Origin of the sequence: Metabacillus bambusae (assembly GCF_017497975.1) — a bacterium.
GTDB classification, from domain to species: domain Bacteria; phylum Bacillota; class Bacilli; order Bacillales; family Bacillaceae; genus Metabacillus; species Metabacillus bambusae.
This window is the reverse complement of record NZ_JAGDEL010000005.1, coordinates 210,816-236,850: the sequence shown is the minus strand read 5'-3', so window position 1 is coordinate 236,850 and position 26,035 is coordinate 210,816. Positions and strand designations below refer to the sequence as shown.

The following is a 26,035-nucleotide window of genomic DNA, read 5'->3' as shown; positions in this document are numbered from 1 at the left end:
AAAGATCATTCCATCAAAAAGAAGAAAGGTGTGTAACAATGGCAAGACAAAATCGAATATGTTTCCCTGGCGCCGCTTACCATATTACCGCAAGAGGAAACAATAAAAACACAATATTTCATGACGAGAGAGATTATTACATGTATTTGGAATATGTAAAAGAAACCAATAGTAGATACCCCTTCTTGCTTCACTCCTATTGTTTAATGCCCAATCATCTTCACCTCCAAATTGAGACACCACAAGAATCTATCAGTAAAATTATGAAACTAATCCAAATGAGATATGCAATGTACTTTAACAAGAGGTACTCTCTAGTAGGTCATGTGTTTCAAGAAAGGTTTGGTTCAAAGCTAATCCTAAACGCATCCTACTTTATGACAGTTAACCGATACATCCATCTTAATCCAGTCAAAGCAAACATCGTTAAAAAACCAGAAGATTATAAATGGAGTAGCTACACTACATATATCACCCCAAATAAAAACCCTCTTGTAACAACCAGCAAAACTCTTTCATACTTTTCAAACTCAAATATAAAATTATATAAAGAATACATCGAAGAAACGAAGGAAGAAATCGAACTTTAATCTTGTTTGGGGGACAGTCCCCACATCTATCAAAGGGACTGTCCCCCAAACAACTTCCTCTACCATTTCCCACCAACATCGACTACAATAACTAAAAACGCTTTCATATCCAAAGGTGGGATAAAATGCACTATTTCCGTCGTTTCCTATACATATCAACCTTTCTAGTATTCTTACTAACTGGTTTTCTAACACTATATTACGGCAAAGAAACGTTTCATTTTGCTGAGGGGACAGTCCCCACTCAAGCATTGGGGACTGTCCCCAACAACCCCACCCCCACCAAAAACTACCACTTCGTCCTCATCCCAGAAGAACTCGACAACGACTACTGGCGTCTGGTCGAAGCGGGGGCGCACGATGCTGCCGAGTATCATAACGTGTACTTAGAATACTTAGGCCCAAAGCAAGCTAACAATGATGAGCACTTAAAAACAATCGACATGGCCATTGCAGGGCTCGTTGATGGTGTGATCACTCAAGGCTTAGGGGGAGAAGCGGAATTTGAAATGCTTGTCACAAAGGCAAAGGAAAAGCTCATCCCAGTCGTAACGATTGACACAGATGCGCCTAACAGTGACCGCGCTGTCTACGTGGGCACTGACAATTATTACTCTGGATTTCTCGCCGGAAAAGCAATCATCGATGACACAACTGGCCCACAACAAGTTGCCATCATCACTGGCCGCCTCGATGCCTCACATCAAAAGCTTCGTGTCCAAGGCTTCAAAGACGCGGTAGCAACCGAAAAGCGGATAAAAGTCATCACCGTTGAGGAGTCAAATATTACCGAAATCGGGGCTGTGGAAGCAGCACATAAAATACTCAAAGCACATCCATCAGTTACCGCCTTCTACGGCACAAGTGCGCTCGACGGTATCGGCATTGCCCAGGTCGTGAAAAGCGTAAAAGCAGAAAAAGACCTATACATCATTGGCTTCGACATCCTTCCTGAAACACTTGAATACATTGAAGAAGGAACAATTGAAGCAACAGTTGTCCAATTCCCATATCAAATGGGCTATGAGGCAGTTGAAAAGATGATCGCACTCAACAAAGGAGAGGAACTTGAACCACTCCAGCATACAGATACAAAGGTAATCCATAAAGAGGATCTACCAATTTCACCTGCATCAATAGGCGGAGGACAACAGCCATGACTAGAATTCGAAACAAAATATTACTATACTTTCTCGCATTTGTTGTTTTATTTAACATCGTATCCTATTCAATTTACTTAAGCAGCTCACAAATCGTTTCCGAATATCACGGCAGCTTTGAGCGCTTTTTACTGTTCAACGAAATCACTCAGCAATCAACGCAAATTTATGAAAAAATCAATGCCTATGTTGTCGAAAAGGACCAGGTGTTTATCGATGAATATGAAGATATAAAAAAGCGCCTACAAAAAAACAATGAAAAACTAGCAGAAGAAGCGATGACAGGTATTAATAAGGAAGAGCTCGAAAAATACCAACGAATGATTAAAAATCTAATCTTTGAAAGTGACGTCACAATTGCAGCAGTGCGCTTTGGCAACCTTGACCAATACACAACACATGCAAAAGAAGTGCGCAACATCTCATCCTACATACTCGAATCCACCCTACAGCTCTTAAACCTAGAGCTAGCAGATTATCAAATGTTTTATCAGGAAATGGAGGAGCGCAGGCATGCATTCAAATGGTTCACGATCAATCTATTCAGCTCAACCCTACTTTTTGCGCTTTTAGTAGCCGTTTGGTTTTCGCGCGGACTAACAAGGCCACTTCGCAGTTTATCAAAAGCAGCAAAGGAAATCTCAGAAGGAAACTTCGATGGCCCGCCGATCAAGGTGAAAACAAATGACGAGGTCAAGGTACTCAGTGATTCCTTTCAACACATGCGCGAAAATATCAAACGACTAATTGATGAAATAAAGGAAAAATCAGAGCTCGATCAATTACTAAAGGAGCTCGAACTAAAGCAACTACAAAACCAAATCAACCCGCACTTCTTATTCAATACGCTTAATACAATCTCAAGAACCGCGTATCTAGAAGATGCAGCAGTTACATCACGCCTAATTCAATCAGTTTCAACCCTATTACGCTCAAGCCTAGACGATATCAATAAAACCGTAACCTTAAGAGCAGAAACAAACGTCGTCAAAGAGTATTTTTACATCCAACAAACCAGATTTGCAGAACGTATTTCCTTCGAAACACAAATTGAAGAAAGCTGCTTAGACGTAAAAATACCAAGCCTAACGCTACAGCCATTGGTTGAAAACTCCTTCATACATGGAGTTGAGAAATTGGAAGAGGGTGGCGTGATCAGTCTATCAATCTACCGCAAGCACGACGAGGTCATCATAGAGGTAGGCGACAATGGAATCGGAATGGATGAGCAAAGAAAACAACAAATCCTATCAAAAACTCAACCCGAATTACATGAAGAACATAGTGGGCACTCAACAGGCATCGGTCTGCGCAATGTCATCAAGCGACTAGAGCTAGTATACAAAAAACCAGACATATTAGAGATTCATTCAGAAAAAAACAAGGGCACAACCATTCGAATCAAACTTCCAAATACTATAGAGACATAAAGCAGACAAGGGGGAAAAGCAATGAACATCATCATTGTCGACGATGAAATCATCGAACGAAAAGCGATGAGAAAATTTATCGAAGAAAGCTTCACACACATCAAAGTAGTGGGTGAAGCAGCAAACGGTAGACTTGCCATCGAACAAGCCAAAACACATAAACCAGACATCATGTTCATGGACATCAACATGCCAGGAATCGATGGTCTTGAAGCCATCAGACAGATTCTACAAGAACTTCCAAAAACAAAATTCATTATGGTCTCTGCCTATAACTCGTTTGAATACGCAAAGGAAGCAATGAAACAGGGGGTAAAAGAGTACATCCTAAAGCCAAGCAACAAACAAGAAACCCTTGAAGCCATATTAAGAGTTGAAAAGGAAATCAACCAAGAAAAGCTACTGCTGATTGAATCTCAAAAGCTAGCGAAACAACACATCATCACAGCGATTATTCAAAATGAACAAACAACAGAAATCGAGACAATGTACAAAAACCATTTTCAAAACGCATCCCTGGCATTTTTTCAAGTTTTCACAAAAAGTAAATCTAAGCTCATCACAACCCTCCTAAAGGAAAAAGCACTATTCCCATATATCGAAAAGGAATTAGGAGACAAGCATGCTGTACTATTTATTACTGATAAAAAGTCAGCGCATCACGTAAAAGCTGATGCGCTTACACTAGCCCGCACAATGAGCCAAGCCCTGCCCACATTAACAACAATTGGCATTGGCAATCCATTTGCCCAGCTAGAAAAATTGTCGATATCCTATCAGCAAGCATTATTGGCTTCTGCCCAACTAACAAAGGAGGCCAATGTATCCTACGGCTATCCCTTAACAGAGGAAAACGTCGAGGACGGGACATTAATAAAGCTCGAAAAGTCCCTAGTCAACGAAATTCAAGCAGGCAGACTTGAGCAAGCAAACGACTATTTTCATTTATATTACGACTTTCTAAGCAAAGAAACAGATGAAAAGAACATGATCCATATACTCGGAGAATGGGGAATTCGTTTGAAACAGTCATTAGAGAGCCAAGGGATAAAGATACGTGACCTCCCGATATTGGAAGCGCAAACAAAGCAGGACTTTCTTAAGCTCATCAGGCAATTTTGTGAAAAAATCACCCTTCAAAAAGAAGGAAACGACTCAATCACTATGGCAAAACACTATATCCATGCCCATTATCAAGAATCCTTCAGCCTTGAGGATGTGGCCGCATACGTAGATTTAACACCAACTTATTTTACAAAGCTGTTCAAAGAACAAACAAAGCTTACCTTTATCGACTATGTAACAGCATACCGAATCGAAAAAGCAAAGGGGCTATTGCTGCAAACAAAGCTCAGTTTAAAAGAAATCGCCTATGAAGTTGGCTACAAGGACCCAAATTATTTTAGTCGTGTGTTTAAAAAGTGGACAAATCGGACACCAAAGCAATATCGCAAGCCCGATGGTGCGACCACAAAATAATACAGAAATAAATAAAATAGTGCAGAAGTTTTCTAGAAAAAACAGTTGTATTGCCCTATATAATGGGTAAGGTAAGCGATTTCAACATAAACAAGGGGGATGCAAGATGAAAAAGAGTTTCCTTTTATCATTATTTTTATTCTTCACATTGATCGTATCTGCATGTAGCTCAAATTCGAGCACAGAAGAAAAACCAGAAGGTAACAACGAAGAAGGTGGCGGTGACACATCAGCACCATTAGATATCTTTAGCTGGTGGACAGGTGCCGGTGAAGAAGATGGACTAAAAGCATTATTGGCATTATTTGAAGAGAAATACCCAGATGTACCAATCGAAAACGCAGCAGTCGCTGGTGGAGCAGGGACAAATGCAAAGGCAGTACTCGCAAGCCGTATGCAAGGTGACGATCCTCCAGCAACATTCCAAGTTCATGGTGGTGCCGAGCTTAATGAAGGCTGGGTAGCAGCAGGAAAAATGGAAACGCTTAATGACTTCTATGAAGCAGAAGGCTTAAACGATAAATTCCCACAAGACTTAATTGACATGGTAAGTAAAGATGGCGACATCTACTCTGTACCAGTAAATATTCACCGTGGAAACGTACTATGGTACAACAAAAAAGTATTTGAAGATAACGGCTTAGAAGCGCCAACAACATTTGATGAGTTTTTTGAAGTAGCGGACGCATTAAAAGCAAAAGGCATTACACCGTTAGCACTTGGTGACAAAGAGCCTTGGACAGCAACACATCTATATGAAACAGTCCTTTTAGGCGTACTTGGCACTGAAGACTACGGCAAGCTTTGGACAGGTGAACTAGCATTTGATGATGCAAAAGTAGTGGAAGCAACAGAAACCTTCAAAAAAATGCTGTCATATATAAACGATGACCACAGCTCCCGCAATTGGCAGGACGCTTCGCAATTAGTAGCAAACGGTGAAGCAGCAATGAACGTAATGGGCGACTGGGCAAAAGGTTACTTAGTAAATGACTTAAAACTAGCAGTAAATGAAGACTTTGGCTATGTTCCAACACCAGGAACTGAAGGACTATTCATGGTCATCACCGACACATTCGGCTTACCAAAAGGCGTTGACAACCCTGAAGGAGTCAAAAAATTCTTAAGCGTATTAGCATCTGTTGGAGGCCAAGACGCATTCAACCCATTAAAAGGTTCAATCCCAGCACGTGTTGATGCAGACGTAACAAAATACGACCAATACGGAAAAGACACAATGGTAGACTTCAAAGCAGCAAAACTAGCACCAAGCCTAGCCCACGGATCAGCTGCATCCGAAGGCTTCCTAACAAAAGTAAACCAAAACATCAACATCTTTGTAACCCAACAAAACACAGACCAATTCACAAAAGAAATGATATCTGCCGCTGCAGAGCTTAAGTAGTGATTTGAGTGATTAGTAATTTGGGGACAGTCCCCAAATTACGTAAGGGGACTGTCCCCAAAACCAATGTCTCCACCCAAACCACCGCCTCACAAAGGAGGAGAACCAATGCAAACAGTCAAACCATATCCACAACAAAAAACGGTTGCATCCCTACCTAAAAAGAAGAAGCTATCAAGTGATCATCTTATGGCCATCGCATTTATCTTGCCATCATTTTTACTTATCCTGATCTTTGTATACGGCTTTATCGGATGGACTGGTTATGTATCATTTAGTAATTGGAACTCACTCGTTCCTGATTTTTCATTCGTAGGCTTAAAAAACTACATCTATTTATTCCAAGATTTCCGTTTCCAAGCCGATTTACGGAACACGATCTTTTTCACAGTCCTATTCATCGGTCTTGTTATTATAAGCGGCATGGGTTTAGCCGTTCTATTAGATCAAAAAATCAAAGCCGAACCAATCTTCCGAAACCTGTTCTTCTTCCCAATGGCATTATCATTCGTCGTAACAGGTGTTGTCTGGCAATGGCTTTTAAACCCATCAACAGGTGTGAACTTATTTTTAAACAAAATCGGCTTAAGCCCGAAATGGTACACTGACACAAACATCCTAGCAGGCTTTCAGTGGGGAAAAATAGAGTTCGGAATCCCGGCAGCGCTGATCGCGGTTGTGATTGCAGCGGTATGGCAAATGACAGGCTTCTCCCTTGCAATGTATTTAGCAGGCCTACGCGGAATTCCTGACGAAGTAAGGGAAGCGGCACGTATGGATGGGGCATCAGAATTCCTAATCTATCGAAAAATCATTCTACCATTATTACAACCTATTACAGTAAGTGTCATCATCATCATGGCACATATTTCCTTGAAAATATTTGACCTAATCTATGCGATGACAGGTCCTGGAGCAAATTTTGTAACAGACGTCCCAGGTGTCTACATGTTCGAAACAACCTTCCGTGGCAACTACTACGCAAACGGAGCAGCCATTGCGATTATCATGCTCGTATCCGTGGCAATTTTCATCGTGCCATACTTAATCAACAGCAGAAAGGCGGAGGCATAAAATGGTTCTTCAACGAATGAGCAAACCAATCATCTACCTAATTTTAATCGCCATGAGTCTCTTCTTTCTCATGCCTGTCTACGTCATGATCATCACAAGCCTAAAGTCGTTTGACGAAGTAACCCTAGCAACGATGTGGCAGCTCCCAACCACGCTGGACTTCAGTGGTTATTCAGAAGCATTCACAAAGCTATCGCCAAACTTAATCAACTCATTTTATCTCGTCATCCCAGCGACTTTGCTGTCAGCATTACTAGGCGCAATGAACGGGTATGTCCTTGCAAAATGGAAATTTAAAGGCGCAGACGTCTTATTCACGGTCATTTTATTCGGTATGTTCATCCCATACCAAAGCATCCTAATCCCATTAATCCAATTCTTGCGTGAAATCGGTCTCTACAACACAATCCCTGGATTAGTTTTCGTTCACGTCGTCTACGGCTTACCAATCACAACACTGATGTTCCGTAACTTCTACGCGAACATCCCAGATGAAATGATCGAATCAGCCCAAATTGATGGAGCAGGATTCATCGGAATCTTTCGTCACATCATGATTCCACTTTCGATTACGAGCTTTGTTGTTGTTGCAATTTGGCAATTTACGAATATATGGAATGAATTCCTTTTCGCCGTAACCATTACAACCTCTGACCAACAGCCGATCATGGTTGCCTTACAAAACCTTTCTGGAAGTCAGATTGTCCACTGGAACGTGCAAATGGCTGGGGCATTATTAGCCGCGTTGCCCACTTTGTTAGTTTATATCCTACTAGGAAAATACTTTGTAAAAGGATTGCTAGCTGGTTCTGTAAAAGGGTAAAAACAAATTGACAGATCCTTACAAAATAAATGTAAGGGTCTTTTTCGATCCATAATAATAAGTACAGTATCATCTCTGAAAATTCATTTTTAACTATTAGCCATAAACAACAATAAGTTGTAAAATGATGTAGAAGGAGGTGAAGAAAAGATGGAAGAAAGATTAAATAGGATCGAAGAAATGTTGACCTCGCTTATAAAAATGGTAGGAAGCATGCGGGAAGAACAAACATCAATGAAGGAAGAACAGACTTTAATGAAGGAAGAGCAAACAGCGACTCGATTTGAATTAAACGCATTGAAAGAGGAACAAAAGTCAATGCGAATAGAAAATGAGCAACGTCATAAGGAAATCATAAGTAGATTTGAATCACTTGAAGCAGATCACGAGTTCACATGGGAAAAGACTGTTCGTAATGAAAGAGAAATTGCAAAAGTAAAGAAGCAATTTGAGCTGTGAACGGATCATAATCCACAAAATACCTCTAAAAGCTTCAGTTTCAGAGAAAAAACATTTAGTATAACTCCTCAACCTGAAAATTCCATTATAAGAAGTAGTCTCCTTACATAAAATAGTAGGTTGCTACTTCTTTTTTATGAAAAAAACAAGTCTTGTTTTATGGCATCAAACTTAGCCTCCTTTCTTGGGGACAGTCCCCCACAAATCCCCTCTTCCATATGACATTTATATGACATAGTAATAATCACCCACAAAGCACAAACCTTTTGTCGAATCGTGTTATTGTAAAACATTTGTAAATTAAAAGGATAATTAAATAAAAAATTGAACGTATTATGTATAGTTAGAGGAGGGATTCGATGAAGATCAAACGTCTAATTTGTTTCATTTTAAAGACTCATAAATATAGTTACTACACAGATAAGTGTGTAAGGTGTGGCAAGAAGATAAGGAGGAGAGATGTAGTATAATCCTTCTTTATCTCCTTTTATTTTCTCCTTTCTTTTAGTCTCGTCATTTTTTCCAGTCTCTCATGTCTATTATCTATAGTACTGGTTTGCGGTTTTACTAACAAAGGAAGCTTAAATAAATATATTCACAAATAGTAGATCCCCCAAAGGTTGGGATCTATTTTTCGTTGCATGAAAAATAGAGATAAATTATCAATACCACTATGTGAAAAACAGCTAGAATCTACTAACCTAAAAAAATTCAGTTCTCTTCGAAAAACGCTTTCATTATTTCTCTTTCCTGATAAACTAAATGATAGATATTTAATTGAACAGATAGATAAAGTTAAACGAAGAAAGACGTATAAGTCATAGGAGGAACAAAGATTATGTACACTATCGGAATCGACCTAGGCGGCACAAACCTGCGCATCGGCCTCTTCAATGAACAAGGAGAAATTATTGAAGAGCACAGCCGCCCGACAGAAGCAGAAAAGGGCCCTGAATATGCAGTAAATAACATGGCAGAAGTCATTGATAAACTTAAGGCACAATACGAAATCAAAGCAGTAGGCATTGGCTCCCCAGGCCCGCTGAACGCATACGAAGGCGTCATCATCGAGCCACCTAACCTACCAGGCTGGGTAAACATTCCACTAGTAAAAATGCTAGAAGAGAAAATAGGTTTACCAGTAAAGTTAGAAAACGACGCAAACGCAGCAGCTCTTGCGGAAGCAACACTTGGTGCAGGAAAGGGAGCTAGCAGCGTGTTTTTTGTAACTGTTAGCACAGGAGTTGGTGGAGGATACGTTAACAATGGCCAGCTTGTCTCAGGTGCCCAAGGAAATTGCGGGGAAATTGGCAACATGATTGTCAATCCAGATCCGAATGCTTACCAAGGACCAGGCCTAAATAAAGGCGCGTTAGAAGGTCTAGCAAGCGGCACAGCCATCGGTCGGATCGGACAAGAACGCCTAGGCATTACTACTGGCGCTCAAGGAGTGTTCCAACTTGCAGAACAAGGTGACAAAGCTGCGCAAGAGATTCTAGACGAAGCCATCAATTACCTTGCAATTGGACTGGCAAACATTGTTCACACAGTAAACCCAGAAGTAATCGTAATCGGTGGTGGTGTAATGAAATCCAAAGATCTTATCCTAAAACCACTAATTGAAAAAACAAAGCAATATTTGTATCCGAGCTTAAGAGAATCCTTTATTTTAAAGCCAGCTTTATTAGATCAAAAGGCGGGTTTAATTGGTGCTGGGCTATTACCTAATAAATAATTCATTATAAAAAAAGCCACTCCTAAAGATGAATCCCTCCTAACAAAGGGTACATAAAGGAGTGGCAAAAGTACGATTACAATGCCTTTAGATAATAAATAATCCATCCCTATACCTGTTATTAATCAAGTAAAGAAATGGATTAAATAAATGTATGATAACTTGATAACCAATAGCATATTAGTAACTCTTTCAACTTATTTATAACAAACTTTTTAACAAAAGAAAGAATGACAACCACAATGGAATACTAAGCAACATCCCCCACATTATCCCGTTAAAAACATTTCCTTGTTGTTCCATGATCAACACTCCTCCATGAGTTAAAGTAATTTCTTATGTATGCTTGTCCTTATTATAATTGAAAACGCTTTCAAAATAAATAACCTTTTCAAAAAATGATTAATTATGACTATAAACAATTGAAGTGCTAATTAATAAAAACCAGTCCTATTATTGTTAAGAAATAAAAGGAACTGGTATTTATAAGATTTATCCCATTTTTAACTAGTAGAAAGTCCCCACTAGTTGCCACTCATCATCTATCCGATCATTCACAAATTACAATTTATTTGCATATTCACTAAGCCGTTTTGATAGGATTTCAATTTCTTTAATAAATGAGTATGTTTGTTGCATGGAGGCTGCTTGTTCGATACCAATAGAAGCAATTTGCTCAATGGAAGTTCCCATTTGATTTGTAACCTTTTGGATTTGAGCGGTTATGTCACTTATTTTTTGTGTAGAATTGACCGTTTCTTTTGAAAACTTGCGAACCTCATTTGCTACAACGGCAAAGCCTCTTCCGTGTTCACCAGCACGTGCCGCTTCAATTGCTGCATTTAATCCAAGGATGTTTGTTTGGTTTGCGACGTTTTTGATCATTGATATCACTTTATCTGTTTCCCTGACATTTTCTCCAGCTTGATGGGACTTAACAAGGAGTTCTTGCGTAAGATCAGCTAATAAATTAGAACCATTTGCGACAGTACTAATTTGTTCATTAGCTTGTGTTAATGACTCTAGCATCTCCACAGCAATTGATCTAAGTTCACTTTGTCTGCGGATCTGAATAGCTATTCCACCAATAACCTTACTGTTTTGATCATGTAAAGGAAGAGCTGTACCGGTAAATTCAAATCCATAGAACTCAACAGGAACTTCAGCCTGCAGCCTTTTATTTTGCTTTATCGCAATGGAAAGTGGCTCGTCAGGATTAATTTTTTGCCCAACCTTTATATTTAAATTGATACTCTCTCCAGGAAAATAAGCGATGAATTTCTCCAGATCACAGATGGCGATTGATAAATCTGCTGGAACAGCAGCCTTTAGGATAGGTATTGTCTGAATGAGACGATCTATTGAATCAATTTTGTTATACATATAGAGAAGTTCTCCATTTCAATCATAATTAAAAGAATACTCTTCTCTTTTTATCGGTAAAAATTGAAAAATATAAAGTGTTTTGATTGCTCCGGTGTCTTCAGTTATTAGTCAATAAAACTCTTTGTCATAAATAAGAACCATGTAGCAAAAGCTAATAAATAGTTGAAAAGAGGAGGCACAAAAGATGGGAACAACTGGAGGACACTCAGGTAGAGTAATGGTCATTTTTTATCATGATGAACATACGGTAAAGAAAATCATAAATCAAGCAGAATTAACAGCAGTCTTAGGATCAGATCTCATTTTTATTGACGAATTTAAAGAACCAAAGAAAATAGATAAAAAGGTCTGGAAAAGTTATGTTAATGGAATGAGTTTAAATATATACCTAAAGTAATTGCAAGAAGACACCTATACTGTTTAGTTAAGGTGTCTTTTTTACTATAGAACTCTTTACTAGGGAATTTACCTGATGGTTATGAAACCATTCGCAGATTTTTTAACCATAAATTCATTCGCTTTCAAAAGGAAGCTGTTCATGAAAAAGTACATAATTTTATTCCAATATTATGACCTCAAAATCCTACCTTTATGTAACAAATTCCATCATTCAATCGACTATCAAATAAAGGAGGTATTGCTGATGAAAAAGATACTAGTCCTATTCTTAATACTACCAAGCATACTCATTGGTTGTGGTACCAATCCCCCCTCATCCTCTACAGGAACAACTAACACCACCCAAGAAGATCCTGCAACTGAAAACGGAATGAAAATGGAAGGCTATGTCATACAAAGGCAACCAAAGCAAATTTTAGTCGTAAACCCAACTCCTAATGAGTACACAGACGCCGTCTGGTTTTCAAACGTACCAGACTCAATTGAAATAGGAGAAAAGGTCAAAGTATCATTTGACGTATTATTGGAGTCATACCCAGGGCAAGCTGAAGCAAAGAAAATCGAAAAATTAGATAGTCATAAACCACAAGGAGCGGATTTAACAGAAGCAGCGGCCATTAAAAAATCCCTAACAGGAAATAGTACAGAATCAAGAATCTTATCTAATCTACAATATAACCATGAATTAGATACATGGAAAATAGAATTTGAAAATATCGATGGGGATAAAGTAATTCATGGTATTGAAGATAATTAGCCACTAGTAAATGAGGGGACAAAACAGGCAATGAGAATAGCTGTAAATATTGCCTGTTGTCTGTTTTACAAGTAAGCATAATACAGATACATCCTAATAGTAAGTACTAAAGCAAGTAAAACTAACAGCTAAGCTACTACTAAATCATATGTTCAAGTGTCGTGACTAACTTCTTGAATACCAAACATATTAGAAAAATCTTTCATTTATTCTTAAAACGCTATCTTTTCTTATAAAGTAATGCCAAAAAAATCTAAATATGTAATTTATAATGAAAAATAGGATAAAATCCGACATTTTTAATGTCGTATGTAGTAAAAAAAACCTACAACCTAATTATTTTCGCTAGAAAGTACTAAAAAAAATTGTATAATAACCGATATAAATTATGTCTGTCGAAAGTTAGTAAGTCTCGACAATAATTAATAGTTATTATAGATAAAACTAGGGGGAACGACTTTTGGCTAATTGGATTACACCAGAAGAAATGGCAAGAAAAAGGGAACTAAAGAAAAAGGTTATTACATTTTCACTACCGTTTATCGCAATATTAATCGGGGCTCTTGTAACTGTAGCAGCAAACGGACTATAAAGAACCATAAAAAGGACTGATTCTAAAAGACAAAAACCTAGGATCGGTCCTTCTGTATGAAATAAGGAAAGAAAACTTATTATGAACGATTTGGTACAAATTCCCCAAAAATAAATGTAAATTTATTGACAGAAACATGTTAGAATAAGTCCAGTAAGCGAAAAACGAGTTGAAAACTCACCAATTATGTAAGAAAATGTAGATTGTGCTGTAGATATAAAAAGAAATATTTATTATAATAGTTTAGTTGTTATTTTTAATAGATTATAAATCTTGGAGGTTATTATGGAAGAAACTATCAGCTTGAAAGAGCTGTTTCGTACATTAAAGAAACGTCTCTCACTCATTATTATTATTGCAGCTATTGCAACGGCAACAAGTGGTTTAGTTAGTTATTTATTCCTAACACCAATCTATCAGTCGTCAACCCAGATTTTAGTTAACCAATCGAAGAGTGATCAGCAAGCATTTAACGTTGGTGAAGTACAAACTAACCTTCAGTTAATTAACACATATAACGTAATTATTAAAAGTCCTGCTATTTTGGATAAAGTGATTGAACAAGAAAAGTTAGAAATGACATCGGGAGCACTAAACGAATTGATTACTGTTTCAAGTGAACAAAATTCACAGGTTGTAAATATTGCAGTTCAAAACGAAGATCCACAAAAAGCAGCTGATATTGCAAACTCAATTGCAACAACATTTCAAACCGAAATAACAAAGATTATGAAAATAGATAATGTTAGTATTCTAACACAAGCTGAATTAGGTGAAGATCCATCACCAATTAAACCAAAACCAGTGTTAAACATGGCAATTGCTCTAGTAGTAGGTTTAATGGCCGGAGTAGGTGTAGCCTTTTTACTTGAATATTTAGATAATACAATTAAATCAGAGCAAGATATTGAAAATCAGTTAGGTCTTCCTGTATTAGGTGCGATTACAACGATTAATATGGATGACGAATTAAAAGAGCAAGCAGCAGGTAATCAAACAATGTTAAGAACGCGAGGTGAGTCTGTTGGCTCGTAAGGATCGTAAGCAGATATTTCAATTACAAAACAGAAGTTTAATTTCGATGACAAATCCTAAATCACCGATAGCAGAACAATTTCGTACAATACGTACAAATATCCAGTTCTCTAATGTTGATGAAGAAATACAAACAATGATTGTTACGTCGTCTGGTCCAGGGGAAGGTAAGTCTACGACAACAGCAAATCTAGCCGTAGTATTTTCTCAGCAAGGGAAACGTGTATTGATGATTGATGCGGATTTACGTAAACCGACGGTACACTACACATTCCGTACAGAAAATCATATTGGATTATCGAATGTTTTGACTAGGCAGACAACATTAGAAGAAGCAGTGCAAACAACAGCACAGGAAAATCTATGGTTATTAACAAGTGGACCGATTCCACCGAATCCATCAGAGTTACTTGGTTCGAAAGGGATGCAGAATTTATTAGAAAAAGCAAAAGATGAATATGATTTGATTATTTTTGATACACCGCCAGTATTGGCAGTTACAGATGCACAAGTTTTATCTAATTTAGCAGATGGTGTTGTACTTGTTGTTAGTAGCGGAAAAACAGAAACGGATGCAGCGAAAAAGGCGAAAGAATTACTAGATAGTGCGAAAGCAAAGATTTTAGGTGTTGTTCTTAATAATAAGAAACAAGAAGAAAGTCATTACTACTATTACTACGGGGGGAAATAGTCAAATTTCGACAAAGTTTCCCTCTTTTCTTTGGTTTTCTACAGTGATACGATTTTAAAAGTATCTTAGTTATAGAGAAATAGTATTGAAAAATTACCAATATTTTGATGGGGGTGGGTATTTTGATTGATATTCATAGTCATATTCTGCCTGGTGTGGACGACGGTGCACAGACAGTAGAAGACTCAATTAATATGGCAAGACTAGCAGTAGAAGAAGGTATTACGAAAATCATCGCTACGCCACATCATCAGAACGGGAAGTATATTAATAGGAAACAAGACATTTTAGAAAGAGTTTCAGAGCTTAACCGTTTGCTTCAAAATGAGAATATACCTTTAGAGGTTTTACCAGGGCAGGAAACGCGGATTTATGGAGAGTTGCTGGAGGATCTGGAGAAGGGTGATATTCTTCCTCTTAATCAGTCTAATTATTTGTTTATTGAATTGCCTTCAGGACATGTTCCAAGGTATACGGAAAAACTTATATTTGATATTCAATTACACGGAATAACTCCTATAATTGTTCATCCAGAGAGAAATGCAGAAGTGATTGAAAATCCTGAAAAATTACTTAACCTTGTTAGGAAAGGCTCGCTAACACAGGTTACGGCTGGAAGTATAACAGGACACTTTGGGAAGAAGATTCAGAAGTTTTCATTACAGTTGATTGAAGCGAATTTGACACACTTCATTTCTTCTGATGCTCATAATATAACTTCCAGAAGCTTTAAAATTAGGGATTCAATTTCTGAAATAGAAAAGGAATTTGGTAATCAAGCTGTATACTACTTTAAAGAAAATGCTGAACAACTTATACATGGGCAAATAGTGTATAAACAACAACCAAGTCAAATTAAGCGGAAAAAGTTCTTAGGGATATTTTGATATTCCATTGCTGATGTTTATATATCAATGGCGGCACACTGTATATTTGTGGTCTGAGGAAACTGACTTCTTTAATCCGAGTTATGCAAGGGTATATGGTGGGAACAAATTACTTATTTAGATATTGTACCGAAGTAATGATTCTAAATATCTTAAAAATTTGTTTGAAGAGCATGTTGTTAGGAATTATAAATTTTAATTTGGATTAGATTAGTAGTTGGATAAGTTAATAAATACAAAATAATTAAGGGGGGGCTTACGTTGAAAAAGGTTAGAAAAGCAATTATTCCAGCTGCTGGATTAGGAACCAGGTTTTTACCAGCAACAAAAGCAATGCCAAAGGAAATGTTACCAATTGTAGACAAACCAACAATTCAGTATATTGTTGAGGAAGCTATAGATTCAGGAATTGAAGACATTATTATTGTAACAGGAAAAGGAAAACGCTCAATAGAGGACCATTTTGATCATAATTTTGAACTAGAACAGAATTTAATTGAAAAAGGAAAATATCACCTATTAGAAGAAGTAAAACAATCTTCGCAGATTAACATCCATTATATTCGTCAGAAAGAACCGAAGGGGCTTGGACATGCTGTATGGTGTGCAAGGAAGTTTATTGGTAATGAACCATTTGCTGTACTTTTGGGAGATGATATTGTTAAGAGCGAAATCCCGTGTTTACGTCAATTAATAGATCAATATGATGATACACATTCGTCGATTATTGGTGTTCAACAGGTTAGTGATAATGAAACACATCGATATGGGATTATTGATCCGTTATCCTCGAAGGAAAGACTCTATCAAGTTAGTCAATTTGTGGAGAAACCTGCAAAAGGAACTGCTCCCTCTAATTTAGCAATTATGGGAAGATATGTATTAACTCCAGAGATTTTTATGATTCTTGAAAAACAAGAACAAGGCGCAGGTGGAGAAATTCAACTGACTGATGCTATTCAGAAGTTAAATATGATTCAAAGTGTCTTTGCATTTGATTTTAGAGGGAAAAGATTTGATGTCGGAGAAAAGTTTGGATTCGTGAAAACAACAGTGGAGTTTGCATTACAGAATGATGAAATTAAAGATGACTTAATTAAATATTTAAATGATTTGTTTGAGTCGAGAATATTGGGACGTGAAGAGATTGGATAAGTCAAATGTTGGAATACAAATGGAAGAAGTTGAACGGTCTATAAAATCATATGAAAAACCTTCAAAGCTCTTTAATATCACTAAAAGAACTATTGATATAACTGGAGCAATATTAGGTTTGGTTTTAATATCACCTCTATTTATAATTATAAGTATTTTATATATGTATGGTGAGGCAAAAGGACCTGTTTTTTTTAAGCAAATACGTATTGGTGAATATGGTAAGAAGTTTCATATATATAAATTTAGATCCATGTTAATGAATGCTGAAGAAAAGTTAAAATCAGATAACAATCTTTATAAGAAATATGTAGAAAATAATTATAAATTGGAGCCAAATGAAGATCCTAGGATTACTAAGTTAGGACAGTTTCTTAGGTCAACTAGTCTAGATGAGATTCCACAGCTTATCAATGTAATAAAAGGTGATATGAGTTTAGTGGGACCGAGGCCTGTGGTAGAAGAAGAACTCAAAGAGTATGGAGCGAAAAAATCTATTCTTTTATCCGTAAAACCAGGTATAACTGGATACTGGCAAGTGAGTGGTAGAAGTAACATTGGTTATCCTGATAGAGTGGATTTGGAATTGCATTATGTCTATGAGCAATCATTAAAGTTGGACTTTGTAATATTGATTAGGACTGTAGTTCAAGTATTGCTAAAAAAGGGAGCGTATTAATTTTAAAAAATTTCCCAAAAAAATAATGAAGAATTCTGAAATTTTTTATGATTATAGTTGAAATTCAAAGGAGACAAATAATATGAATATATTAATTACTGGTGGAGCTGGATTTATTGGTAGTTCACTATCGTTACAGTTATTAGAAAAGGGTTATAATGTACGTGTTCTAGATAATCTTTCAGAGCAAATACATGGTAAAGAAGAATCGGAATCAGAATTATTTATGAAAATTAAAAATAAGGTTGAGTTTATAAAAGGTGATGTAAGACGGAAAGAAGATTGGCTAAAAGCAATCAAAGATATTGATATTGTAGTTCATCTTGCTGCAGAGACTGGTACAGGTCAATCAATGTATGAAATTAATAAGTATATAGATGTGAATATTAAAGGAACATCTAACTTATTGGATATTTTAACAAATAATAATCATTCAGTTAAAAAGGTTGTAGTTGCCTCCTCTAGGGCTATTTATGGTGAAGGAGGTTACAATTGTGATTTACATGGAATTGTTTTTCCAAATGAGAGAATAGAAAAAGATTTATTAGCGGGAGATTTCAATGTTAAGTGTCCAATTTGTATGAAGGATGTTGATGTAATACCTACAAACGAGGAATCCTTAATACATCCAACATCTATTTACGGTTTTACTAAATATAGTCAAGAAGAAATGTGTATGATAGTTGGAAAATCATTAGGTATTCCAGTAGTTGCTTTTAGATACCAAAATGTTTATGGTCCAGGTCAGTCTTTGAAAAATCCATATACTGGAATTTTATCTATTTTTTCTACAAGAATTAAAAATGAAAATGAAATTAATATTTTTGAGGATGGAAAAGAGACACGTGATTTTGTTTATATTGATGATGTTGTTCAAGCAACTATACTTGGAATTGAAAGTGAAAATGCAAACTATGAAAGCTTTAATGTTGGTACAGGTGTTCCAACTGAGGTTATCACGATAGCTCAAACTCTTAAAGATAAATATAATTCAACGGTGGACATCAATATTAGTGGCGACTTTAGACTGGGTGATATAAGACATAATTTTGCAGACTTAACTAAAATTGAAAACAAACTAGGGTTTAAACCAATTGTTAGTTTCGACAGAGGTATCGAATTGTTTACACAATGGGTCGAATCGCAAGAAATAGAAAGTGACAACTATGAAAATGCTATGAAAGAAATGAGAGAGAAGGGTCTATATAAATAAAAATGGATAACATATTAAAGGGAAAAAAAATTCTTTTTATAGCAGCAAATTTCTTTAGCTATGAAAAGAAAATATACATGAAATTAACTGAAATGGGAGCTCAAGTTGATTACTTTGATGAGAGACCGGGTAATGATTTTATTACAAAATCATTAATAAGAGTAAACAAAAATATTTTAGCGAAAAAGAACTCTGCATATTATGAAGAAATAATTAATAGTACAGAGAATCAGAATTATGATTATATACTAATAATAAAAGGTGAAGTAATAACTGAAGAATGGTTAAAAAATATAAAACAATTGCATAAAAATGCAAAATTAATATTATATCTATGGGATTCAATTAGCTATAATCCTAATGCAAAAAAAGTCAAAAACTTATTTGATAAAGTTTACACTTTTGATCCTGATGATGTGAAAATATATCCAAATATGATTTTCAGACCATTATTCTTTTTAGACTCTTATAAAAACATAAAAAAAGTTGATGAAGACTTGGATTTAGTATTTATAGGAACTGTGCATACTGATAGGTACAATGTTATAAAAAGTGTTCAAAAACAGCTAAAAGATATGAATTTAAATGGGTATTTTTACATGTATTATCCAAATAGGATTTTGTTTTGGTTAAAAAAGATTTTTGACCCTAAATTTAAAACTGCAAAATACAGTGAATTTAAATTTAAGGGTATATCATCTGAAGAAATAATTAATATTTATGCTAGATCAAAAGCCATACTAGATATTGAAAGACCCAAACAAAAAGGTTTAACGATCAGAACATTAGAAGTTTTAGGTGCGCATAAAAAGATTGTTACTACTAACGATTTAATCGTTGATTATGACTTTTATAATAAGAATAATGTTCATGTAATAAATAGAAAAGATGTTCTTCTAGATAGTGACTTTTTTGATACTAAGTATCGTAATATAGATGAAAGTATATATAATAGGTATTCAATTACTACATGGATAAATGATATATTTAGAGATTAGCTATTAATAATATATTAAGATAAACTTATATAATTTTATTTAAATGTTTATATCTTATATAATTATAAACGTTCTTAAAATAACAAGTTATTGGAATCTATTTATTATTTTTAAAAGTGAAAAGTTATTAAACTTGAGGTGCGAAAATTGAAAATATCTGTTTGTTTATCCGTTTATAATGGTGAACAGTATCTTAAACAACAATTGGATTCAATATTAATTCAAGTGAAAAGTACTGACGAAATTATTATTATTAATGACAATTCAAGTGATGCATCCATAAAAATTATAAAAAATTATAATGATCCACGTATTAGACTCTATTCAAATGAGCAAAATATAGGAGTTATTGAATCTTTTGAAAAAGCCATTGAAAAGGCAACTGGTGACATTATCTTTCTTTGTGATCAAGACGATGTATGGTTAGATAATAAAGTAGATACTGTTATAAATATCTTTGAAACAAAAGGATGTACTCTGGTTTCATCGGATGCTTATATAGTGGATCAGTCACTGAAAATAATAAGTGACTCTTTTTACAAGCATAGAAAAAGTGGGAATGGAGTAATAAAAAATATATATAAGAATACGTTTTTAGGTTGTACATTAGCATTCCGAAAAGAGATTAAAAACTTTATTCTCCCTTTTCCCAAAGGGATTCCTATGCATGATGCTTGGATTGGAATTCTTAATTCTATGCTTAGTAAAACAGTGTTTATAGACGATAAGTTAATTTATTATAGAAGACATGACAAAAATGTAACAGGACTATATCCTTCAGATAATTTACTGAAGATCCTAAAATCAAGAGGTGTGTTAGTCACACTTTTGTTAATTAGGTATACAAAGGTTAGACTGAAATACTTTAGAAAGTTTGATTAGGTGAATTACAATGAATCCATTTAGTATTTATACTTTGGTATTCGCTTTTGTTTGTATTATTTATAATTTTGGATGGTCTAATCAATTATCCGAATTAAGTTACGAGCTAATCATCTTTTTATTATTTACTATGTTAGTGATGACTATTTTAAGTTTTGTAACTTCCAAACTATTTTCATATAACTTTTATAAAATTGAGGATACAATTGGTGTAAAAACGAACATAAAGATTTTACTAGGTTTGACATTAGTCCAGGTGTTACTACAGAGAGATATACCTTTATACATGATATCGGTACATTCTATCGACAATCATGGCACTTATGGAACTCCAATAGTTTTACCGATAATAATGACTTATAGTACTTTCTTGGGAATATATCTTTTTCATTTAATCCTTTCAGGCAATAAGAAAAGGAAAGAATACATTATTCTCTTTCTTTTAAGTTTTGTCCCTTCAATACTTTTTTATTATAGAGGCACAGCAACTATCACAATTTTATCATGTGCTATAATGTATATCTTTTATATTAAAGATTATTTAAGGATAAACAGGATTGTCAAAATTGGAATATTATTACTTGTCGCGATATATTTATTTGGCTTTATAGGCAACTTAAGATTACCAGAAGGACAAGATATTTTGGTGCTAGGAGATGCTAGTGGAGTTTTCATTTCTAGTGGTATTCCTAGTGAGTTTTTTTTGGTGTATATGTACCTCGCATCCCCTTTAGCAAATTTAGAATTGAATATAGGTGGATTCACTTCACTTGATAATTTCTCACTATTTTATCTGTCAGAAATTGTTCCTAATATCGTTTCTGAGCATATTTTATCATACATGGGGGAAAGTAGGGTTCAAATAGATAGGGTACTCCATGCGTTTACTGTAGGAACTATTTATGCTAGGGCTTTTGAATACCTAAGGTGGCATGGAGTAGTGTTTTTGTTTGTACACTTAGTAATATATATTTTCGGTTTTTTATTATTATTAAAAAAATGTAAAGAGTTTTATCTAACAGGACTATGTATTTTGAGTTGTGCAAGCTTGCTGAGTGTATTTTCCAATATGTTAATTGAGACAAGCATTGTTATTCCGTTGTTATTCTGTATATTTTTTTATTTTATAAAAAAAATACGTTTTTAGTAGCAAGAGGATAACTAGGGTTTGGATTTGTAGGTGATTGTTTGTTCAAAAATATTTATTTAATGTTTGTTACTCTTGGTTTTAGACTTCTTTCTAATGTTGCAATTTTTTTTATACTTGCAAGGTTTTGGAGCGTTGATGTTCTTGGAGACTTTATGTATCTGATTACCTTATCAAGTATATTGATATTAGTCTCAGACTATGGATTTAATATAAGGTTAGTAAAAGAAATTAGTTCAGACCCATCAAGTTTGAAAAAGTATCTGTACCAGTCATTTTTTGCTAAAGTGTTTCTTACATTATTTCTACTGATTGGAATAATATTCTATTTCGAGTGGGTTGATCAAGGTAGTGTTTTTAAGGAAGAAGAATTTTATATACTTTTCTTATCTTATATTTTTAATTCGTTCTCTAATTTTTTTATGTTGCCATTAAGAGCTATTGGAAGGTTCGATATCGAATCTAAACATTCCACTATATCGAACTTATTATTGTTTGTAGGTGTGTCCATTGGTTTGTTTTTAGTTAATACTCCGATGGAAATTGCGATTATATATTTAGTTGCAAGACTAATTAGTTTTATATATGGCTATTTTTTATTATACAAAGTAATAGGGAATTTCTTTATATTTAAATTTAAACTTAATATAGTTGTACTAGCAATTAAAAATAACTTTTCCTATGCTATTCATTTAATAGTAGGCACACTCTATTTTCAAGTTGATTCCCTTATAGTTCATTATTATGCAGGAGGACATGGATTAGGTATCTATCAAGCTGCTACTAGAATTGTTTTTGCGTTGTTAATGATAAGTGAAGTGTTATGTAATGTTTATTTGCCGAAATTATCATTGGCTTTCAAGGAAAATAATGAAAAAGAATATATCAAGTCAATTAAGGTAATGTTTAGGTACAATTTCATTATTGCTATTGCGTTATCATTTGTAATTAAATTTTTCCCAGCGTTTCTTGTAAATACTTTATTTGATGAAGAATTCATAGGTGCGATTGTAATTTTGGAGTTACTATCGATCGTACTATTTCTAAGATTCTTATCATCTGCACTTGGTGTACTTTTGACAATACAAAACACACAATCATATAGAGCGATTGCAGTAATTGTTGCATTAATATTAAATATATTATTTAGTGTTTTTCTAATACCAAAATTCGGATTGATTGGTGCGGTCTATGCTAATATAGTTTCAAACTTTGTATTATTAATTATCTATTTATTTGTAATCAAAAATACAACAATTTTTATTATTAATAAGAGAAATATGATTGTTTTAATCGTGGTGTTATTAATATTAATTTATTAAGAAAATTAAAATGAAAAGAGAGATCTTTGTGAAAATTTGCGTAATAAATACACATACAAATAACTTTGGAGATGATGCTGCATGTGTAGCAATGGCTGAACAAATAAGAGAGGATTTCCCAAATGCTCATATAGATTTTGTATATAATGTATATGAAAAGTCGGATCCCATTCCATTCTCGGATAGTAAAACTACACACTATAATGAATTACCTATGTACAAAAATGATCTAATTGATGCTGTTAGGTATTTAATTTCAAAAGTTTTACCTTTTCTATCATATGGTAACGGTGCAGTAAAAAAAACGGCTGATATTATAAAAAGTGCGGATTTTGTGATCAGTGCGCCTTGTGGAGCGAATATTGGTATTTATAAAGATTGGATACATCTATTGAGGGTCTTGATGGCAGTGTTGGAAGGACATATACCTATTATTCATCTAAATACTGTAGGGAAAAGTGACAATTTTATATTTAACTTAATTGCGAAATATGCCTTAAAAAGATCAAAAATCTACGTTAGAGAAGCAAAAAGTCTACATGAATTAAAAGAATGGGGAATAATAGCAGAACAAGGCGTTGATACTGCTTTTAGTTTGAAAGATAAAGTAAATGTAATAAATTCAAACTCACCTTATTTAGCGTTTATCCCTACACAGTTTGATTCATGGCATAAAAGTTTTAAGAACAACCCAGTTGATGATAAAGTACTTACAAAAATAACTGAAATTGTCGAATTTTGTAATGAACATAATGTAGATATAAGAATCATCCCACATCTTACAGGGGTTCAAAACGAAGAGAAATTGTTGTTATTATACAAGGAATTGTTCATAGAAAATGGTATGGAAGAGAATAGAGTATTTATTGAACACCAATGTGTAACATTTTGGAATTATGAAGAAATTATTAAAAATTCAGATATAGTCCTTTCAATGAGATATCATGGAGTCATTTTTAGTATAAAAAATGCAATACCATTTTTATCACTTTCATATGAAAACAAAATGGTCGAAGCTTGTAAGTACTCTGAAATGGAAAGCTATAGTATAGATATTACAGAAATTGATAAGGTAGATATAAAAAAATGCTTAGCCGATGTATATGAAAATAAAACAAAAATATCAAATAATTTAAAAGGTAAAAGAGAAATGTTAAATCGACTTTCTAGGTTACCGGTCCAAGGACTGAAGTTGAAATTACTTACCCAAAATAAAAATGAAACAAGTGGAGAAATTAAACACTGAAAAATTATTGAGTAAAAGGAGATTATTATGAAAGGTATAATATTAGCTGGTGGAAGTGGGACTAGACTTTATCCAATTACAAGATCAATATCCAAGCAACTATTACCGATTTATGATAAGCCAATGATTTATTATCCTTTATCTGTTCTAATGTTGGCTGGTATAAAAGATATCTTAATTATTTCTACTACTGAGGATACCCCTCGTTTTAAATTATTATTAGGTGATGGAAAAGATCTTGGTATAAATTTAAGTTATAAAGTACAAGAATCTCCTGATGGATTGGCCCAAGCATTTATTATAGGTGAAGAATTTATTGGAAGTGATTCTGTTGCGCTTGTGTTAGGTGATAACATTTTCTATGGTCACGGTTTTACTAATATCTTAAGAGATGTAGCGAATCGTTCAATAGGTGCAACTATCTTTGGATATAACGTTAAAGATCCTGAACGATTCGGAGTTGTTGACTTTGATAATAATGGTAAAGTTATTTCTATTGAAGAAAAACCACTCTATCCCAAGTCATCTTATGCTGTTACAGGTCTTTATTTCTATGATAATGATGTTATTGAAATTGCAAAATCAATAAAGCCATCATCACGCGGAGAATTAGAAATTACTTCTGTGAACGAGGAGTATTTACGGCGTGGAAAACTAAAAGTTGAATTATTAGGTAGAGGATTTGCTTGGCTAGATACAGGAACACATGAGTCATTGTTAGAAGCCTCCTCTTTTATAGAAACTGTTGAAAAACGCCAAAGCTTAAAAGTAGCATGTTTAGAAGAAATAGCATATCGGAAAGGTTACATTAACAAAGAAGAGTTAATAAAACTAGCAGAACCGTTAAGCAAAAATGAATATGGGCAGTACTTATTACGTTTAGCAAATCAAGTTAAATTAGAAAAAGTGGCAGTAGGTGAAAATTTATGAATATTATAAAAACAATATTTGAAGATGTATTTGTGATCGAACCATCCGTATTTGGTGATCACCGTGGCTGGTTTATGGAGACTTATAGTGATTTAAAGTTTGATGAAGCAGGTATTAACTTAAAGTTTGTTCAGGACAATCATTCATTTTCTGTAACAAAAGGTACATTACGAGGATTACATTATCAATTGAATCCAAAAGCACAATCAAAGCTTGTACGTTGTACTAAAGGTTCAATATTTGATGTAGCGGTAGATATCCGCAAAGGAAGTCCGACATTTGGAAAATGGTTTGGTATTGAACTAAGTGAAGATAATAAAAGACAATTATTAATTCCAAAGGGATTTGCACATGGGTTTATGACACTAGTCGATAATGTTGAGGTACAATATAAAGTGGACGAGTTATATTCACCCGAATATGACAGAGGAATACTTTGGAATGATCCTACAATTGGAATAGACTGGTCTAGTCAGATTACTCCTGTCTTATCAGCGAAAGATGAAAAAGCACCTCCACTAAAGGATGCTGAAAATAATTTCAGCTTTGGATATTAATAAA

Annotated in this window: 26 protein-coding genes; 25 read left to right on the top strand and 1 reads right to left on the bottom strand. The window is 34.7% G+C overall.

What is annotated here, in order from left to right; translation table 11 throughout:
- Positions 1-38 precede the first annotated feature (38 nt).
- From I7822_RS09555 to I7822_RS09515, 9 genes are all read left to right on the top strand, one after another.
- Positions 39-590: an REP-associated tyrosine transposase gene (locus I7822_RS09555; RefSeq protein WP_207977346.1), complete on the top strand. Its 552-nt coding sequence runs from the start codon at positions 39-41 to the stop codon at positions 588-590.
- Positions 591-715: 125 nt separating this feature from the next.
- Complete coding sequence (locus tag I7822_RS09550; RefSeq protein WP_207977345.1) at positions 716-1,750, top strand: sugar-binding protein; 1,035 nt, start codon at positions 716-718, stop codon at positions 1,748-1,750.
- A complete protein-coding gene (locus tag I7822_RS09545) occupies positions 1,747-3,180 on the top strand; it encodes a sensor histidine kinase (RefSeq protein WP_207977343.1) in 1,434 nt (477 codons plus the stop codon). Before I7822_RS09550 ends, I7822_RS09545 begins: the two co-directional genes overlap by 4 nt.
- 21 nt (positions 3,181-3,201) lie before the next feature.
- Positions 3,202-4,659 carry a response regulator gene (locus I7822_RS09540; RefSeq protein ID WP_207977341.1) on the top strand — a complete coding sequence of 486 codons (1,458 nt, stop codon included), beginning with the start codon at positions 3,202-3,204 and terminating at the stop codon, positions 4,657-4,659.
- Positions 4,660-4,765: 106 nt separating this feature from the next.
- Complete coding sequence (locus tag I7822_RS09535; RefSeq protein ID WP_207977339.1) at positions 4,766-6,064, top strand: ABC transporter substrate-binding protein; 1,299 nt, start codon at positions 4,766-4,768, stop codon at positions 6,062-6,064.
- A 108-nt stretch (positions 6,065-6,172) separates the two neighbouring features.
- Positions 6,173-7,138, top strand: coding sequence for a carbohydrate ABC transporter permease (locus I7822_RS09530; protein WP_207977337.1), 966 nt, complete (start codon positions 6,173-6,175; stop codon positions 7,136-7,138).
- Between the two features lies 1 nt (position 7,139).
- Entirely contained in the window at positions 7,140-7,961 is an 822-nt protein-coding gene (locus tag I7822_RS09525; protein WP_207977335.1) for a carbohydrate ABC transporter permease, read from the top strand.
- Positions 7,962-8,111: 150 nt separating this feature from the next.
- Complete coding sequence (locus I7822_RS09520) at positions 8,112-8,420, top strand: hypothetical protein (protein ID WP_207977333.1); 309 nt, start codon at positions 8,112-8,114, stop codon at positions 8,418-8,420.
- A gap of 838 nt (positions 8,421-9,258) precedes the next feature.
- Positions 9,259-10,155: an ROK family protein gene (locus I7822_RS09515; protein ID WP_243459374.1), complete on the top strand. Its 897-nt coding sequence runs from the start codon at positions 9,259-9,261 to the stop codon at positions 10,153-10,155.
- Positions 10,156-10,716: 561 nt separating this feature from the next.
- Here I7822_RS09515 and I7822_RS30655 read toward each other — a convergent pair.
- Complete coding sequence (locus I7822_RS30655) at positions 10,717-11,184, bottom strand: methyl-accepting chemotaxis protein (RefSeq protein WP_243459388.1); 468 nt, start codon at positions 11,182-11,184, stop codon at positions 10,717-10,719.
- A gap of 541 nt (positions 11,185-11,725) precedes the next feature.
- Between I7822_RS30655 and I7822_RS09505 the strand changes: the two genes are divergently transcribed.
- The 16 genes from I7822_RS09505 (at position 11,726) to rfbC (ending at position 26,031) form a co-directional block, all read left to right on the top strand.
- The gene (locus tag I7822_RS09505; RefSeq protein ID WP_207977330.1) at positions 11,726-11,938 is read left to right on the top strand and encodes a hypothetical protein; all 213 of its coding nucleotides are present in this window, start codon (positions 11,726-11,728) and stop codon (positions 11,936-11,938) included.
- Positions 11,939-12,184: 246 nt separating this feature from the next.
- Complete coding sequence (locus tag I7822_RS09500) at positions 12,185-12,697, top strand: DUF3221 domain-containing protein (RefSeq protein ID WP_207977328.1); 513 nt, start codon at positions 12,185-12,187, stop codon at positions 12,695-12,697.
- A 460-nt stretch (positions 12,698-13,157) separates the two neighbouring features.
- Complete coding sequence (locus I7822_RS30205) at positions 13,158-13,289, top strand: hypothetical protein (RefSeq protein ID WP_279381938.1); 132 nt, start codon at positions 13,158-13,160, stop codon at positions 13,287-13,289.
- Positions 13,290-13,574: 285 nt separating this feature from the next.
- The gene (locus I7822_RS09495) at positions 13,575-14,324 is read left to right on the top strand and encodes a YveK family protein (RefSeq protein WP_207977326.1); all 750 of its coding nucleotides are present in this window, start codon (positions 13,575-13,577) and stop codon (positions 14,322-14,324) included.
- On the top strand, positions 14,314-15,015 hold the full coding sequence (locus I7822_RS09490; RefSeq protein WP_279381937.1) for a CpsD/CapB family tyrosine-protein kinase: 702 nt from the start codon (positions 14,314-14,316) through the stop codon (positions 15,013-15,015). Before I7822_RS09495 ends, I7822_RS09490 begins: the two co-directional genes overlap by 11 nt.
- Before the next feature lie 122 nt (positions 15,016-15,137).
- Entirely contained in the window at positions 15,138-15,902 is a 765-nt protein-coding gene (locus I7822_RS09485) for a tyrosine-protein phosphatase (RefSeq protein WP_207977323.1), read from the top strand.
- Positions 15,903-16,163: 261 nt separating this feature from the next.
- A complete protein-coding gene (galU, locus tag I7822_RS09480; RefSeq protein WP_207977321.1) occupies positions 16,164-17,057 on the top strand; it encodes a UTP--glucose-1-phosphate uridylyltransferase GalU in 894 nt (297 codons plus the stop codon).
- A 19-nt stretch (positions 17,058-17,076) separates the two neighbouring features.
- Positions 17,077-17,736: a sugar transferase gene (locus I7822_RS09475; RefSeq protein ID WP_207977542.1), complete on the top strand. Its 660-nt coding sequence runs from the start codon at positions 17,077-17,079 to the stop codon at positions 17,734-17,736.
- A gap of 82 nt (positions 17,737-17,818) precedes the next feature.
- The gene (locus tag I7822_RS09470; protein ID WP_207977320.1) at positions 17,819-18,949 is read left to right on the top strand and encodes an SDR family NAD(P)-dependent oxidoreductase; all 1,131 of its coding nucleotides are present in this window, start codon (positions 17,819-17,821) and stop codon (positions 18,947-18,949) included.
- Positions 18,950-18,951: 2 nt separating this feature from the next.
- Positions 18,952-19,947: a WaaS/CpsH family glycosyltransferase gene (locus I7822_RS09465; RefSeq protein ID WP_207977318.1), complete on the top strand. Its 996-nt coding sequence runs from the start codon at positions 18,952-18,954 to the stop codon at positions 19,945-19,947.
- Between the two features lie 147 nt (positions 19,948-20,094).
- Complete coding sequence (locus I7822_RS09460) at positions 20,095-20,829, top strand: glycosyltransferase family 2 protein (RefSeq protein WP_207977316.1); 735 nt, start codon at positions 20,095-20,097, stop codon at positions 20,827-20,829.
- Between the two features lie 10 nt (positions 20,830-20,839).
- Positions 20,840-21,976 (top strand): O-antigen polymerase, encoded by a 1,137-nt coding sequence (locus I7822_RS09455; RefSeq protein ID WP_207977314.1) that lies wholly within the window; start codon positions 20,840-20,842, stop codon positions 21,974-21,976.
- A 41-nt stretch (positions 21,977-22,017) separates the two neighbouring features.
- A complete protein-coding gene (locus tag I7822_RS09450; RefSeq protein WP_207977312.1) occupies positions 22,018-23,298 on the top strand; it encodes a flippase in 1,281 nt (426 codons plus the stop codon).
- Positions 23,299-23,326: 28 nt separating this feature from the next.
- On the top strand, positions 23,327-24,544 hold the full coding sequence (locus I7822_RS09445) for a polysaccharide pyruvyl transferase family protein (RefSeq protein WP_207977310.1): 1,218 nt from the start codon (positions 23,327-23,329) through the stop codon (positions 24,542-24,544).
- A gap of 27 nt (positions 24,545-24,571) precedes the next feature.
- On the top strand, positions 24,572-25,474 hold the full coding sequence (gene rfbA / locus I7822_RS09440) for a glucose-1-phosphate thymidylyltransferase RfbA (RefSeq protein ID WP_207977308.1): 903 nt from the start codon (positions 24,572-24,574) through the stop codon (positions 25,472-25,474).
- The gene (rfbC, locus tag I7822_RS09435; protein WP_207977306.1) at positions 25,471-26,031 is read left to right on the top strand and encodes a dTDP-4-dehydrorhamnose 3,5-epimerase; all 561 of its coding nucleotides are present in this window, start codon (positions 25,471-25,473) and stop codon (positions 26,029-26,031) included. Before rfbA ends, rfbC begins: the two co-directional genes overlap by 4 nt.
- The last annotated feature ends 4 nt before the right edge of the window (positions 26,032-26,035 follow it).